This window comes from Pseudomonas abietaniphila (assembly GCF_039697315.1).
Taxonomy (GTDB): Bacteria; Pseudomonadota; Gammaproteobacteria; order Pseudomonadales; family Pseudomonadaceae; genus Aquipseudomonas; species Aquipseudomonas abietaniphila_B.
The window spans coordinates 1,206,414-1,221,676 of the sequence record NZ_CP155619.1 but is presented as its reverse complement, the minus strand read 5'-3'; the positions used below and the strand labels follow the sequence as shown (position 1 = coordinate 1,221,676).

Below are 15,263 nucleotides of genomic sequence, written 5' to 3'. Positions count from 1 at the left end.
AAATCCTCACTGAGCCGCCAAGACGACCGCAGCGGTCACTAGCAAATTGATCAGGGTCAGTGGCAGGCAGAACTTCCAGCTGAAATCCATCACCTGGTCATAACGCGGACGCGGGATGGACGCGCGCAGCAGGATGAACAGCATGATGAAGAACGCGGTTTTCAGGACGAACCACATGAACGACAGTTGCGGCAGGATGTTGAACGGACCGTGCCAGCCACCGAAGAACAGGGTCACCAGCAGGGCCGAGATCAGGATGATGCCGATGTATTCACCGACGAAGAACATGCCCCACTTCATGCCGGCGTATTCAATGTGGTAACCGTCGGCCAGTTCCTGTTCCGCTTCCGGCTGGTCGAACGGGTGACGGTGAGTCACGGCCACGCCAGCGATGAAGAAGGTACAGAAGCCGAAGAACTGCGGAATGATGAACCACAGGTGATCGGCCTGGTACTGAACGATGTCGCCCATGTTGAACGAACCGACCTGAACGATGATGCCCATCAGCGACAGGCCCAGGAACACTTCGTACGAGACGGTCTGGGCCGAGGCACGCAAGCTGCCCAGCAGGGCGTACTTGTTGTTCGACGACCAGCCGGCGAACAGCACCGCGTAGACCGACAGACCAGCCATGGCGAAGAAGAACAGCAGGCCGATGTTCAGGTCCGCGACGACCCAGGTCTGGGTGACCGGGATGATCGAGAACGAGATCAGCAACGCACTCATGGCCACGACCGGCGCCAGTGTGAAGATCATCTTGTCGACGAAGGGAGGATTCCAGTCTTCCTTGAAGAACATCTTCAGCATGTCGGCGGCGATCTGGAACATACCGAACGGGCCGACGCGGTTAGGACCGTAACGGTCCTGCCACCAGCCCAGCAGACGGCGTTCGACGAAGCTGAGCAGCGCGCCGCAGACCACGACGGCGAGCAGCACCACGATGGCCTTCACGACAGCGATGATCGAATCGATCACTTCAGGGGTAAACCACGTGGTCATTGTGCTGCCTCCTGCAGACCTTCAACGGTTTTCCCGGCCAGCGCCGGAGGAATGCCCGCCAGACCCGATGGCAATGCCACCAGACCGGCGCCCAGCTCTTCGTTGATGCGCAGTGGCAGACGCAGGGTCTGACCGGCAACGTTGAGGCTGAGCATGGCACCGTCGTTGACGCCCAGGCGGTCCGCTTCGGACTTGGCCAGTGCGACATAGGCAGCCGGAATGCGCTCTTGAACCGGCGCGGCTTTGGACGAGGTTTCGTCGCTGCCGAACAGGTGATAGAACGGCACGACCTGCCAGGTCCCTTGAGCAGGGGAGAAGGCGCGCGGCACGTTGGAGAACCAGCTCAGCTTGTCGCCGCTGCTTTCGATCAGGCGCACGCCCGGATCGCCTGCACGCAGGTGACCGCCGACTTCGTCCTGGAACTTGTTCCACGCTTGTGGCGAGTTCCAGCCCGGCGACCAGGCGAATGGGACCTGGGAGCGAGGTTCGGCGGAGCCCGAGTAACCTTCCATCGAGAACGAGAACGCGGTGTCCTTGTCCTGGGACGTGCGTGGCTCATGCACGCTGATGTTGGCGCGCATGGCGGTCCGGCCGCTGTAACGCAGCGGTTCGCGAGCCAGTTTCAGGCCTTTGATACGGAACGCAGCGGAAGGCGCTGCACCGACGATGCCGGCCAGTTGCGCGTTGCTCGCGGCACAGGCTTCGGTCACGTGGTCCAGTTGGGTCCAGTCCACCGGCTTGTTCAGCAGGGTTGCGCGCAGGGCATGCAGCCAGCGCCAGCCTTCGTGGATCTGGATGCTGGCGTCCAGGTAGGTCGGATCGTAGACCTGGAAGAAGCGCTGGGCGCGGCCTTCCTGGCTGACCAGCGTACCGTCGCCTTCAGCGAAGCTGGCGGCCGGCAGCACGAGGTGGGCGCGGTCGGTGGTCGCGGTCTTCTGATGGTCGGCAACGATCACCACTTTTGCGGCTTTCAGTGCGGCATCCACCGTTGCGGCATCCACGCGAGTGAACAGGTCGTTTTCCAGCACGACGATAGCGTCGGCCTTGCCCGAGATCACCGCTTGCAGCGCGTCGTCGACCGAGTCACCACCGAACAGGGTCAGGCCCATGCTGTTGGCTTCCGGCACGATCAGGCTCAGGGAGCCATTCTTGTCGCGCAGTTTCAGGGCTTTGGCGATGTTCCCCGCGGCTTCGATCAGCGCGGTGGAACCCAGCGAGGCGCCGGAGACGATCAGAGGACGCTTGGCGGCCAGCAATGCATCGGCGATGCGTTGGGCCAGTTCCAGTGCTTCGCTGTCCAGGCCGGTGACGGCCGGCGCGCTTGGGTCGATGGCGTGTGCCACGGCGAAACCGATGCGGGCCAGATCATCAGGAGCGGCATGCACGCACTCTTCGGCGATATCGTCCAGACGGGTTTCAGCCAGGCTGGCGATGAACAGCGGGTTCATCTCGTGCTGACCGATGTTTTTCACCGCAGCGTCGAGCCAAGGCTGGACTTTCATCGCAGCGGCCATGTCTTCGGCTTTGTTCTTCACCAGCTGACGCAGGCCCAGCGCCATGCGCGCTGCGGTCTGAGTGACGTCTTCGCCGAGGATGAACACGGCGTCGTGTTCTTCGACTTCACGCAGGGTCGGAATCGGCAGCGGGCTGTCTTTGAGCACCTGTGCGACCAGACGCAGACGCGCCAGTTCACCGGCCTCGATACCCGAGTAGAAGTGCTCGGCACCGACCAGTTCACGCAGGGCGAAGTTGCTTTCAAGGCTGGCACGCGGCGAACCGATACCGACGATGTTGCGACCGCGCAGCATGTCGGCGGCCTTGTCCAGCGCAGCGTCCAGGCTCAGCTTGACGTTGCCTTCGGCCAGCAGTGGCTGACGTGGGCGGTCGGTGCGGTTGACGTAGCCATAACCGAAACGGCCACGGTCGCACAGGAAGTACTGGTTGACCGAGCCGTTGTAGCGGTTCTCGATACGGCGGATTTCGCCATAACGTTCGCCCGGGCTGATGTTGCAGCCACTGGAGCAGCCGTGACAGATGCTCGGCGAGAACTGCATGTCCCACTTACGGTTGTAACGCTCGGAGTGAGTCTTGTCGGTGAACACACCGGTCGGGCAGACCTCGGTGAGGTTGCCGGAGAACTCGCTTTCCAGCGTGCCGTCTTCAACGCGACCGAAGTACACGTTGTCGTGGGCGCCGAACACACCGAGGTCGGTGCCGCCGGCGTAGTCTTTATAGAAGCGCACACAGCGATAGCAGGCGATGCAGCGGTTCATCTCGTGAGCAATGAACGGCCCCAGTTCCTGGTTCTGGTGGGTGCGTTTGGTGAAGCGATACCGGCGCTCGTTGTGGCCGGTCATCACCGTCATGTCCTGCAAATGGCAGTGACCGCCTTCCTCACAGACCGGGCAGTCGTGGGGGTGGTTGGTCATCAGCCATTCGACGACGCTGGCGCGGAACGCCTTGGACTCTTCGTCGTCGATGGAAATCCAGGTGTTGTCAGTGGCGGGCGTCATGCAGGACATGACGATACGACCCCGGGTGTCGTTCTCGTCGGTGTACTGCTTGACGGCGCACTGGCGACAGGCGCCAACACTGCCAAGTGCTGGATGCCAGCAGAAATAAGGGATGTCGAGCCCCAGCGACAGACAGGCCTGTAACAGGTTGTCTGCGCCATCGACTTCGAGCGCTTTGCCGTCTACGTGGATAGTAGCCATGGTTCAAAGTTCTTCGTTGGCCCGGTGTCAGCGGGCGTGGCTAATGGAATCTCGGTGCTGCTCCGGTTCAAACAGCCTGTAGGCGCAATCGGAGCAAAGGGCAGTGGTCTTTTGGATCACTGCCCCGTCAGTCTTGTTATGCGCCGACTATCGTGGGCGCTTTGCCTGGAACGAGGCCCGCTGCACGTGCTGCCGGTGCGATGCCTGCCTCGAATTCCGGACGGAAGTATTTGATCGCGCTGCCCAGAGGTTCCACGGCGCCCGGTGCGTGGGCGCAGAAGGTCTTGCCTGGGCCGAGGAAGTTGACCAACCCCAGCAGCGTTTCGATATCGCCCGGTTGACCCTGGCCGTTCTCGAGCGCTCGCAGCATCTTCACGCTCCACGGCAAGCCGTCGCGGCAAGGTGTGCAGAAACCGCACGACTCCTGAGCGAAGAACTCTTCCATGTTGCGCAGCAGCGAGACCATGTTGACCTTGTCGTCCACCGCCATCGCAAGACCGGTACCCATCCGGGTGCCGACCTTGGCCACGCCGCCCGCGTAGAACGCGCAGTCGAGATGTTCGGGCAGCAGGAAACCGGTACCGGCGCCGCCTGGCTGCCAGCACTTGAGCTTGAAGCCGTCGCGCATGCCGCCTGCGTAGTCTTCGAAAAGCTCACGCGCCGGCAGGCCGAATGGCAGTTCCCAGATACCCGGGTTCTTCACTTTGCCGGAGAAGCCCATCAGCTTGGTGCCGTGGTCTTCACTGCCTTCGCGGGCGAGGGACTTGTACCAGTCGTTGCCGTTGTTCACGATCGCCGGGACGTTGCACAGGGTTTCGACGTTGTTCACACAGGTCGGCTTGCCCCACACGCCAACGGCGGCGGGGAAGGGCGGCTTGGAGCGCGGGTTGGCGCGACGGCCTTCCAGGGAGTTGATCAGTGCGGTTTCTTCACCGCAGATATAACGCCCGGCGCCGGTGTGGACGAACAGCTCGAAGTCGAAGCCGGTGCCCAGGATGTTCTTGCCCAACAGACCCGCGGCCTTGGCTTCAGCCACAGCGCGGTTCAGGTGCTTGGCCGCCGTGACGTATTCGCCACGCAGGAAGATGTAACCGCGGTAGGCCTTCAGTGCGCGGGCACTGATCAGCATACCTTCCACCAGCAGATGGGGCAGTTGCTCCATCAGCATGCGGTCTTTCCAGGTGTTCGGTTCCATCTCGTCCGCGTTGCACAGCAGGTAGCGGATGTTGAGGGATTCGTCTTTGGGCATCAGGCCCCACTTCACGCCCGTGGGGAAGCCGGCGCCGCCACGGCCCTTGAGGCCGGAGTCCTTGACCGACTGGACGATTTCGTCAGGCGTTTGCTGGGCGAAGGCTTTGCGGGCAGCGGCATAGCCGTCTTTGGCCACGTACTCGTCGAACCACACCGGCTCGCCGTCGTCGCGCAGACGCCAGGTCAGCGGATGGGTTTCCGGCGTGCGTGTGATCAGGTTGGCCGGACCGAATGAAGTGATGGTCATACGTAACCCTCCAGCAGCTGGGCGACGCCCGCAGGCTGCAGATTGCCGAAAGTATCGTCGTCGATCATGACCGCCGGTGCCTTGTCGCAGTTGCCCAGGCAGCAGGCCGGCAGCAGCGTGAAGCGGCCGTCGGCCGTGGTCTGACCCAGGCCGATGCCCAGCGTGCTTTGAATCTCACCGACGATGTCTTCGTGACCGGCGATGAAGCAGACCATGCTGTTGCAGACGCGGATGATGTGGCGGCCGACCGGTTGACGGAAGATCTGGCTGTAGAACGTGGCCACACCTTCAACGTCACTGGCGGGGATGCCCAGCACTTCGCCGATCGCATAGATGGCGCCGTCCGGCACCCAACCGCGTTCTTTCTGGACTATCTTCAGGGCTTCGATGGACGCCGCGCGCGGGTCTTCGTAGTGATGCATTTCGTGCTCGATGGCCGAGCGCTCGGATTCGCTCAGGGCGAAACGGTCTGTCTGGATAAGCGTGCTGTTCATGCTTAGCGGTCCACGTCGGCCATAACGAAGTCGATACTACCCAGGTACGCAATCAAGTCCGCGACCATGCTGCCTTTGATCACCGAAGGGATCTGTTGCAGATGCGGGTAGCTTGGGGTGCGGATCCGGGTACGGTAGCTCATGGTGCCGCCGTCGCTCGTCAGGTAATAACTGTTGATGCCCTTGGTCGCTTCAATCATCTGGAAGGACTCGTTGGCCGGCATGACCGGACCCCACGAAACCTGCAGGAAGTGCGTGATCAAGGTTTCGATGTGCTGCAGCGTGCGCTCTTTCGGCGGCGGCGTGGTCAGCGGGTGATCCGCCTTGTACGGGCCTTCCGGCATGTTGCGCATGCACTGGTCGATGATCTTGATGCTCTGGCGCATCTCTTCGACGCGGACCATGCAGCGATCGTAGGCATCACCGTTGTGCGCCAGTGGCACTTCGAATTCGAAGTTCTCGTATCCCGAGTAAGGGCGCGCCTTGCGCAGGTCGAAGTCGCAACCGGTGGAACGCAGGCCTGCACCGGTGACACCCCATTCCAGGGCTTCTTTGGTGTTGTAGGCGGCAACGCCGATGGTACGACCCTTGAGGATGCTGTTCTGCAGGGCGGCTTTGGTGTATTCGTCCAGGCGCTTGGGCAGCCATTCGACGAAGTCCTTGACCAGCTTGTCCCAGCCGCGTGGCAGGTCGTGAGCGACACCACCGATGCGATACCAGGCCGGGTGCAGACGGAAACCGGTGATGGCTTCGATCACCGTGTAGGCTTTTTGCCGGTCGGTGAAGGTGAAGAACACCGGGGTCATCGCGCCCACGTCTTGGATGTAGGTACCCAGGAACAGCAGGTGACTGGTGATACGGAAGAACTCGGCCATCATGATGCGGATGACATCGACCTTCTCCGGCACCTTGATGCCGGCCAGCTTCTCGACCGAGAGCACGTACGGCAAGTTGTTCATCACGCCGCCGAGGTAATCGATACGGTCGGTGTACGGGATGAAGCTGTGCCAGGACTGACGCTCGGCCATCTTCTCGGCACCACGGTGGTGGTAGCCGATGTCCGGAACGCAGTCGACGATTTCTTCACCGTCCAGTTGCAGCACGATACGGAACGCACCGTGAGCGGAAGGGTGGTTCGGACCCAGGTTGAGGAACATATAGTCCTCGTTGGTGCCGGAACGCTTCATGCCCCAGTCTTCCGGACGGAAGCGCGCGGCTTCTTCTTCCAGTTGCTGTTTGGCCAGCGTTAGGCTGTACGGGTCGAACTCGGTGGCGCGGGCAGGGTAGTCCTTGCGCAGCGGGTGACCTTCCCAGGTCGGCGGCATCATGATGCGGCTCAGGTGCGGATGGCCCGGGAAGTCGATCCCGAACATGTCCCACACTTCACGCTCATACCAGTTGGCGTTCGGCCAGATGCTGGTGATGGTCGGCACGCTGAGGTCGCCCTCGGACAAGGCGACCTTGATCATCACGTCACTATTACGCTCTACCGACAGGAGGTGGTAGAACACAGTGAAATCGGCGTCCGGCAAGCCACGGCGTTTGGTACGCAGGCGCTCGTCCACACCGTGCAGGTCGTACAGCATCGAGTACGGCTTGGGCACGTTGCGCAGGAACGTCAGGATTTCGAACAGCTTGGCACGGGCGACCCACAGCACCGGCATGCCGGTGACAGTGGATTGGGCGGTGAACGCCTCGGCGCCAAAGCGGTTGTGCAACTCAACGACGACATCTTGGTCGTCAGCCTTGTAAGGCGGGATGTACAGAGCGGTGTCTGCAGTCATAGGTCTCGATCGCTATCGGTCAACGTACAGAATGAACCCAGGTTCAGGCTTCTTTTTGTAAAAGAAAAACTGGATCAGACTTCGTCGGGGCTGCGCAGGTTTGTCACAGCAATACGCTGTTCGCGGCGCTGTTCCTTCTGCGACGGCATCTCGGCGCGGTACACGCCTTGGTCGCCGACGACCCAGGAAAGAGGACGACGCTCCTGGCCAATGGATTCCTGCAACAGCATGAGGCCTTGCAGGAATGCCTCTGGGCGGGGCGGGCAGCCGGGCACATAGACATCCACAGGCAGGAACTTGTCCACGCCCTGGACTACAGAGTAGATGTCGTACATGCCACCGGAGTTGGCGCACGAACCCATGGAGATGACCCATTTAGGCTCGAGCATTTGCTCATAGAGACGCTGGATGATCGGCGCCATCTTGATGAAGCAGGTACCGGCGATAACCATGAAATCCGCCTGACGCGGCGATGCCCGGATCACTTCGGCGCCGAAGCGCGCGATGTCGTGGGGCGCCGTGAAGGCGGTGGTCATTTCCACGTAGCAGCAGGACAGACCGAAGTTGTACGGCCAAAGGGAGTTCTTGCGACCCCAATTGACAGCACCGCTCAGTACGTCTTCGAGCTTGCCCATGAAGATGTTTTTATGGACTTGATCTTCTAACGGATCGGAAACAGTTTCCCGTTCGCCGATGGGGTACTGCTCGTTAGGAGCATCTGGGTCGATCCTGGTGAGATTGTATTGCATTGCCAAAGCCTCATTGTTTTAGCTTCGCCTGCCGATTACGACGACCTACGGGAGCCCAATCGAGCGCCCCTACACGCCATAGGTAGACAAGACCTGCCAACAGAATTGCTATGAAAACGAGAGCTTCGGCGAAGCCGGTCCAGCCGCTTTCGCGGACGGACACAGACCAGGCGTACAGAAAGAGGGCTTCAATATCAAAAATCACGAACAGCATCGCGACCAGATAGAATTTTGCGGAGAGCCGCAGGCGGGCGCCGCCTGTAGGCAGCATGCCGGATTCGAACGGTTCGTTCTTGCTGCGGCCCCAGGCTTTGGAACCCAGCAGGCTGGAGAGGCCGAGCATGAAGGCACAGAGGCCGATAACGCCCAAAAGGAAAATGGCGAAGCCCCAGTTATGGGCAATCAGACCTGTCGATTCGGGCATGCTGGCAGTCCTTAACAGAGAGCAAAGGTCTCTGAGCTTGAAAAGAAGTAGAAGCAGTGACGATATGTCGCAGTGCGATCAATTCCGGGATTTTATGTGCAAAAGGAGGGCAAGTAAATTTTCTACATCAAATTTATTCGTAGGATTAATGAGATAAGTCACGGTTTTGGTGCGCGGACCCCCGTGGCACGGGCATTACGGCACATTTTGTTAATTATGTTTCCCACAAACAGTAAAGAAAATTGCGCACCTCAAATGATAATTAATATCATTTGAGGTGCGTTTTTAGGTATGTCACTGAAGCGTGACCAAGTTGGCGTTAAAGCAGTCGTCAAATGAAAGAGTATTAACGACGGTGTTTATTAATTCAGGACGGCCGATATGAGGCGTCTATGAGGTCATTGTTGGCGTTGTAAGCAGGTTAATGGCAGTGCTGAAAACACAAAGGTCGCCCGGAGGCGACCTTGTGTTTTAGAGCAAGAGGCTCCGAAAAACCGGCACTCAGTGGAACTGTTCTTCTTCGGTTGAGCCGGTCAGTGCGGTCACCGAGGACTTGCCACCCTGAATCACGGTGGTCATGTCGTCGAAGTAGCCCGTACCGACTTCCTGCTGGTGCGCCACGAAGGTGTAACCCTTGGCTGCGTCAGCGAACTCTTGCTCTTGCAGCTTCACGTAGGCGGTCATGTCGTTGCGGGCGTAGTCGTGCGCCAGGTTGAACATGCTGTGCCACATGTTGTGGATGCCCGCCAGGGTGATGAACTGATGCTTGTAGCCCATCGCCGACAGCTCGCGCTGGAATTTGGCGATGGTGGCGTCGTCCAGGTTCTTCTTCCAGTTGAAGGAAGGCGAGCAGTTGTAGGACAGCAGTTGGTCCGGGTATTCCTTTTTGATCGCTTCGGCGAAGCGGCGAGCTTCGTCCAGATCCGGCTTGGCGGTTTCACACCAGATCAGATCGGCATACGGCGCGTACGCCAGGCCACGGGCGATGGCTTGATCCAGGCCGGCGCGCACCTTGTAGAAACCTTCGGGAGTGCGGGTACCGGTCACGAACGGTTGGTCGTACGGGTCGCAGTCGGAAGTCAGCAGGTCCGCCGCGTTCGCATCGGTACGGGCCAGAATGATGGTCGGTACGCCCGCGACGTCAGCCGCCAGACGTGCCGCAACCAGCTTCTGTACAGCTTCCTGAGTAGGGACCAGCACCTTGCCGCCCATGTGGCCGCATTTCTTCACTGAAGCCAGTTGGTCTTCGAAGTGCACGCCGGCAGCGCCCGCCTCGATCATGCTCTTCATCAGTTCGTAGGCGTTCAATACGCCACCGAAACCGGCTTCGGCGTCAGCCACGATAGGTGCGAAGTAATCGATATAGCCTTCGTCGCCCGGGTTCTTGCCGGCTTTCCACTGGATCTGGTCGGCGCGGCGGAAGGAGTTGTTGATGCGCTTGACCACGGTTGGCACCGAATCCACCGGGTACAGCGACTGGTCAGGGTACATCGACTCGGCGGAGTTGTTGTCCGCGGCGACTTGCCAGCCGGACAGGTAGATCGCCTGGATGCCGGCTTTGACCTGTTGAACCGCCTGGCCGCCAGTCAAGGCGCCCATGCAGTTGACGAAATCCTTGTCGGGACGGAAGGACGGCTTGGCGCCCTGCGTCACCAGATTCCAGAGCTTCTCAGCGCCCAGTTTGGCGAACGTGTGTTCTGGCTGGATCGAGCCACGCAGGCGGACGACGTCAGCAGCGGAGTAGGTGCGGGTCACGCCTTTCCAGCGTGGATTCTCGGCCCAGTCTTTCTCGATGGCTGCAATTTGTTGTTCGCGTGTCAGTGCCATGGGGTAAACCTCGTCGCTTAGTCTTGTGAGTCTTGAGGTGAAGCTCTTTGCTCCGCCAGCGCCTGTGGTTTCTTTAGGGCGCACTTAAGGCTACTCACTGAATCGGAAAGCATTGCGTTCAAGCCTGGATTTTTTTCGCGGTCACGATGGTGATGCGATGAAACTGCCTTTTGAGCGTAAAAGAAGCGAACCGGCTCAACTTGGTTGAGTTTGAGCGCGATCCTGAGGCTTTCTGCGAAAACCTCCAATCAGTGGGAGCGAGGCCATCATGCCTTGGCATTTTTGCTTCGTCAAACACTTTGTAGTGCTTTCTTTGTGGCACTACATCTTTTGTCTAATACGACCCATCAGTCAGTTTCAGGCGCTTTGGTGCTGATACCGCGAAGCCGCTCTGGGACTGGGCGGTCACGGGGTAGGAGGGGTTATGTAGTGCGAAACGGAGCACTACATAAGAGCCGTAGTGCGTATTGAAATGTAGGAGCGCGCTTGCCCGCGATCTGGCGCGAAGCGGCAGCAGAATCAAACGGCTCGTTCTGGCCGCCGTGCAGCGTGCGCAGCTATTGCCTCCGGTTCCCGGCAGATCATCCGAGTGCGACCCCAGAGCAAGCGCGCTCCTACAGTGGTGATGCGATGGGTGTATCAATCCAGGCTGTCGACTTTGACGCGCAAGGTCATGTCATCGCGACCTTGGGTGGAGTAGCGGCGCGCGACGCCTTGTTCATCGGCGCGGGACTGATCGCTGACGCCTGCCAGCGTGATCCATTCACCGAGCCTGCCGCTGACTTGCGTATCAGTGCTCTGCACCTTGATCGCATCGGCGCGTTGCTGGCTCATGCGGTCGTTGTTGGTGCTGATGTTCAGGTGAACGATGTCGCCGGTGACGCTGGCCGTCACATAGAAGCCGCGCGTGACATTGCGGTACTGGGTGTTGCTCTGGGCGTAGCCATACGAATCGGTCTGCACGTCTGTAATCGGAATGCTTTGACCGACTTGAATCAGCGCAGGGGTGCCTTCATTCGCCTGAACCTGCTGAAGGCCGCCATCACGGCTGGCGGTGCCATAGTTGATGATGCGGGTCTGGCTGTTGGCGCTCACCCGGCCGTTCTGTGAGCGGACGGTGCCGTTGACCGAGTAACCCTGATCGTTCTGAACCGTGTTGTCGCTGGTGTCGACACTGATCAGAAGCCGTTTCGGCGCAGTGTCCAGCTGAGACAGCAGGTCGCGCAGCTCATTGATCTTGTCGGGTTCGGCATTGACGATCAGTTTGTTGCCATAGGCATTGACGCTGCCCTCGTCCCCGAGAAAGGACTTCACCGTGGGCATCAGGTCGTCGCTGGTGCGGTAGTTGAGAGGAATGACTTCGGTGGCGGCAACAGCCGTAAAGCTGCAAGCCAACAGCATTGAAGCGAGCAGGGTACGTAACGACATCGGTGTGTTCTCCGCGAGGGGGCGAATCAAAGCGTTGAGTGTGCCCGTTTTTCAGTTTGTCGGCCTGGACATGGCCAAATTGAATCGCAGACAGCAGAACGCCCCGGCTTCCATGGTTCAGCATAGTCAGCTGAGCCAGGAACGGCGGGGCGTTCGCCTGTGCAGCGGCGCGGAATTCAGCGTGAGCTGCGCACCATGTCAACGTGAGGCAGACCGGCTTCGAGGAACTCCTCGCTGACCACCGTGAAGCCGAAGCGCTCGTAGAACGCGGTGGCGTACACCTGGGCGCTAAGCTTCTGTTCCTTGAGGTCGCGTTGCTCCGCCTCGGCGATCACTGCCGTCAGCAGTGCGTCGCCCACGTTAAGCCCGCGCCAGTCCTTGAGCACCGACAGCCGACCGATTTCGCCGTCCGCCAACAGGCGAGCGGTGCCGACCGGGTAGTCGCCTTCCAGTGCCAGGAAGTGTAAGGCGCCTGCGTCCTCGGCATCCCATTCCAGTTCGGGCGGTACCGATTGCTCGGCAATGAACACGGCTTCGCGAATGCGCCGGATGTCGGCGTTGTCTTTCTGCCAGTCAGCTACCCGTACACGGATCTTATTCATCAGCAAACCCCAGACTTCCTTGTTTGACCAGCTCACAGAGCAGGCTACGACCGTCTTCATCCGCCAGCCACTGGCCCAGATTATCCATATGCAGTGCATCGGCCGCACAGACCAGTTTCAACAGCTCGCGCAGACGGCCGGGCAGCAGACGGCTCTGGCCGCTGGCGAACAGCAGCAGGTCGTCGTCGACTTCGGACCACGCCAGGCGCGCGCTTGGGTTGCGGATCAGAATCGCACCCTGTTCCAGGCTGTCGAGCAGTTCGGCGTCGTCCAGTTCCGGGCCGACCACCAGTTCCGGATAGCGCGGCTCGGTCATGAACTGGCCGAACCAGGTCAGCAGCAGGCGCTCGTCACCCATGTGTTCGGCCAGCAACGCCTTGAGGCGGTCAAGGGCGTCACGCTGGATCTGGTGCGGGTCGCTGACCGGCTGTGCATCGGCGTCGGTGTAGCGCTCTTCGTCAGACATGAACTGGCTGAGGAAGTCGGTGAAGTGCGTCAGCACCTCTGCGGCGCTTGGCGCGCGGAAGCCGACCGAGTAGGTCAGGCAGTCGTCTACCGCGACGCCCCAGTGGGCCAGGCGCGGCGGCAGGTAGAGCATGTCGCCCGGTTCCAGGGTCCACTCGTCGGTGCCCTGGAAGTCCGCGAGGATGCGCAGGTCTGCATGCTCCAGCAACGGGCTGTCGGTGTCGCACATCTGGCCAATCTTCCAGTGGCGCTTGCCGTGGCCCTGAAGCAGAAACACGTCGTAGTTGTCGAAGTGCGGGCCAACGCTGCCACCCGGTGCGGCGTAGCTGATCATCACATCATCAATGCGCCAGCTTGGCAGGAAGCGAAAGTTTTCCAGCAGTTCGGCCACTTCCGGGACGAACTGGTCAACGGCTTGAACCAGCAACGTCCATTCGGTTTCCGGCAGTTTGCTGAACTCGTCTTCGGGAAACGGGCCGCGACGCATTTCCCACGGGCGCACACCATTTTCGATGATCAGGCGCGACTCGACTTCTTCTTCCAGTGCCAGGCCGGCCAGTTCGTCAGGGTCGAGCGGGCTTTCGAAATCCGGGATCGCCTGACGAATCAGCAGGGGTTTTTTCTGCCAGTAATCACGCAGGAATTCGCGCGCCGTGATGCCGCCAAGCAGCTGAACAGGAATATCAGGATTCATGTGTAACCTATTGAAAAAACGTATTTTTCAGACTGGAATAAAAACGCCCGGCTCGGCCGGGCGTTCAGAGCGTGTGCGGTGCGATCAGATGCGCTGGGCTTGTGCCACGGCGTTGCCGATGTAGTTGGCCGGGGTGAGCTTCTTGAGCTCGGCTTTGGCTTCGGCAGGCATGTCCAGACCGTCGATGAACGTCTGCAGTGCCTCAGGGCTGATGCCCTTGCCGCGCGTCAGTTCCTTGAGCTTCTCGTACGGGTTCTCGATGTCGTAGCGGCGCATGACCGTCTGGATCGGCTCGGCCAGCACTTCCCAGCAGGCGTCCAGGTCGGCAGCGATCTTCTGCTCGTTCAGCTCCAGCTTGCCAATACCCTTCAGGCTCGCTTCGTAGGCAATCACGCTGTGAGCGAAGCCCACGCCGAGGTTGCGCAATACGGTGGAGTCGGTCAGGTCGCGCTGCCAGCGGGAAATCGGCAGTTTGCTTGCCAGGTGCTGGAACAGGGCGTTGGCGATACCCAGGTTGCCTTCGGAGTTTTCGAAGTCGATCGGGTTGACCTTGTGCGGCATGGTCGAGGAGCCGATTTCGCCAGCGACGGTCTTCTGCTTGAAGTAACCTAGGGAGATGTAGCCCCAGATGTCACGGTCGAAGTCGATCAGGATGGTGTTGTAACGCGCGATCGCGTCGAACAGCTCGGCAATGTAGTCGTGCGGTTCGATCTGCGTGGTGTACGGGTTGAAGCCCAGACCCAGCTCGTCTTCGATGAAGGCGCGGGCATTGGCTTCCCAGTCGATGTCCGGGTAGGCCGACAGGTGAGCGTTGTAGTTGCCCACGGCGCCGTTGATCTTGCCCAGCAGCGGAACGGCCGCGACCTGAGCGATCTGACGCTCCAGACGGTAAACCACGTTCGCCAGCTCTTTGCCCAGTGTGGTCGGCGACGCAGGCTGACCGTGGGTGCGCGACAGCATCGGCACGGCGGCGAAACGGATCGCCAGCGCGCGGATGGATTCGGCGATCTGACGCATCAGCGGCAGCAGGACCGTGTCGCGGCCTTCGCGCAGCATCAGCGCGTGGGACAGGTTGTTGATGTCTTCACTGGTGCAGGCGAAGTGGATGAATTCACTCACCTTGGCCAGTTCCGGCAGTTTCGCGGCCTGCTCCTTGAGCAGGTATTCGATCGCCTTGACGTCGTGGTTGGTCGTGCGCTCGATCTCTTTCACACGCTCGGCGTGCTCCAGCGCGAAGTCATTGGCAAGCGCGTCGAGAATGGCGTTGGCCTCGGCGGAAAATGCCGGAACTTCAGGGATTTGCGGGTGAGCCGCCAGGCGCTGGAGCCAGCGAACTTCGACGAGGGCGCGGAAACGGATCAGGCCGTATTCGCTGAAAATAGGGCGCAGGGCCTGGGTTTTGCCGGCGTAGCGGCCGTCTACAGGGGAAACCGCAGTGAGCGAAGAAAGCTGCATGGGGTGTTCTCGGACAGTCGGGCAACGAAAAGGGGCGCGTATCATACATGAAAATTCGGATCAGCCGAGGCCGGTTGAACGACAGGAGACGCGCTGTGTCGAGTAAATGCGTTGTTTCGATGCGCTCGGC

The 15,263-nt window shown here is 60.2% G+C and carries 12 protein-coding genes; all 12 read right to left on the bottom strand.

The window, feature by feature from the left end; all coding sequences use genetic code 11:
• Window positions 1–6: 6 nt before the first annotated feature.
• Entirely contained in the window at window positions 7–999 is a 993-nt protein-coding gene (gene nuoH / locus ABDX87_RS05385; RefSeq protein WP_074755334.1) for an NADH-quinone oxidoreductase subunit NuoH, read from the bottom strand.
• The gene (nuoG, locus tag ABDX87_RS05380; RefSeq protein WP_346831951.1) at window positions 996–3,713 is read right to left on the bottom strand and encodes an NADH-quinone oxidoreductase subunit NuoG; all 2,718 of its coding nucleotides are present in this window, start codon (window positions 3,711–3,713) and stop codon (window positions 996–998) included. Before nuoG ends, nuoH begins: the two co-directional genes overlap by 4 nt.
• 136 nt (window positions 3,714–3,849) lie before the next feature.
• Complete coding sequence (gene nuoF / locus ABDX87_RS05375) at window positions 3,850–5,211, bottom strand: NADH-quinone oxidoreductase subunit NuoF (RefSeq protein ID WP_346831950.1); 1,362 nt, start codon at window positions 5,209–5,211, stop codon at window positions 3,850–3,852.
• Window positions 5,208–5,705 (bottom strand): NADH-quinone oxidoreductase subunit NuoE, encoded by a 498-nt coding sequence (nuoE, locus tag ABDX87_RS05370; RefSeq protein ID WP_062380737.1) that lies wholly within the window; start codon window positions 5,703–5,705, stop codon window positions 5,208–5,210. Before nuoE ends, nuoF begins: the two co-directional genes overlap by 4 nt.
• 2 nt (window positions 5,706–5,707) lie before the next feature.
• Window positions 5,708–7,489: an NADH-quinone oxidoreductase subunit C/D gene (nuoC, locus tag ABDX87_RS05365; protein WP_346831949.1), complete on the bottom strand. Its 1,782-nt coding sequence runs from the start codon at window positions 7,487–7,489 to the stop codon at window positions 5,708–5,710.
• A 74-nt stretch (window positions 7,490–7,563) separates the two neighbouring features.
• Window positions 7,564–8,238: a NuoB/complex I 20 kDa subunit family protein gene (locus tag ABDX87_RS05360; protein WP_074755324.1), complete on the bottom strand. Its 675-nt coding sequence runs from the start codon at window positions 8,236–8,238 to the stop codon at window positions 7,564–7,566.
• Window positions 8,239–8,248: 10 nt separating this feature from the next.
• Window positions 8,249–8,662, bottom strand: a complete 414-nt coding sequence (locus tag ABDX87_RS05355; protein ID WP_062380742.1) for an NADH-quinone oxidoreductase subunit A — start codon at window positions 8,660–8,662, stop codon at window positions 8,249–8,251.
• Between the two features lie 501 nt (window positions 8,663–9,163).
• Window positions 9,164–10,489, bottom strand: coding sequence for an isocitrate lyase (gene aceA / locus ABDX87_RS05350; RefSeq protein WP_074755322.1), 1,326 nt, complete (start codon window positions 10,487–10,489; stop codon window positions 9,164–9,166).
• Window positions 10,490–11,128: 639 nt separating this feature from the next.
• On the bottom strand, window positions 11,129–11,917 hold the full coding sequence (locus tag ABDX87_RS05345; RefSeq protein ID WP_346831948.1) for a secretin N-terminal domain-containing protein: 789 nt from the start codon (window positions 11,915–11,917) through the stop codon (window positions 11,129–11,131).
• Between the two features lie 176 nt (window positions 11,918–12,093).
• Window positions 12,094–12,519 (bottom strand): GNAT family N-acetyltransferase, encoded by a 426-nt coding sequence (locus ABDX87_RS05340; RefSeq protein WP_346831947.1) that lies wholly within the window; start codon window positions 12,517–12,519, stop codon window positions 12,094–12,096.
• A complete protein-coding gene (locus ABDX87_RS05335; protein ID WP_346831946.1) occupies window positions 12,512–13,678 on the bottom strand; it encodes a cupin domain-containing protein in 1,167 nt (388 codons plus the stop codon). Before ABDX87_RS05335 ends, ABDX87_RS05340 begins: the two co-directional genes overlap by 8 nt.
• 84 nt (window positions 13,679–13,762) lie before the next feature.
• Complete coding sequence (purB, locus tag ABDX87_RS05330) at window positions 13,763–15,133, bottom strand: adenylosuccinate lyase (protein WP_346831945.1); 1,371 nt, start codon at window positions 15,131–15,133, stop codon at window positions 13,763–13,765.
• Window positions 15,134–15,263 lie beyond the last annotated feature (130 nt).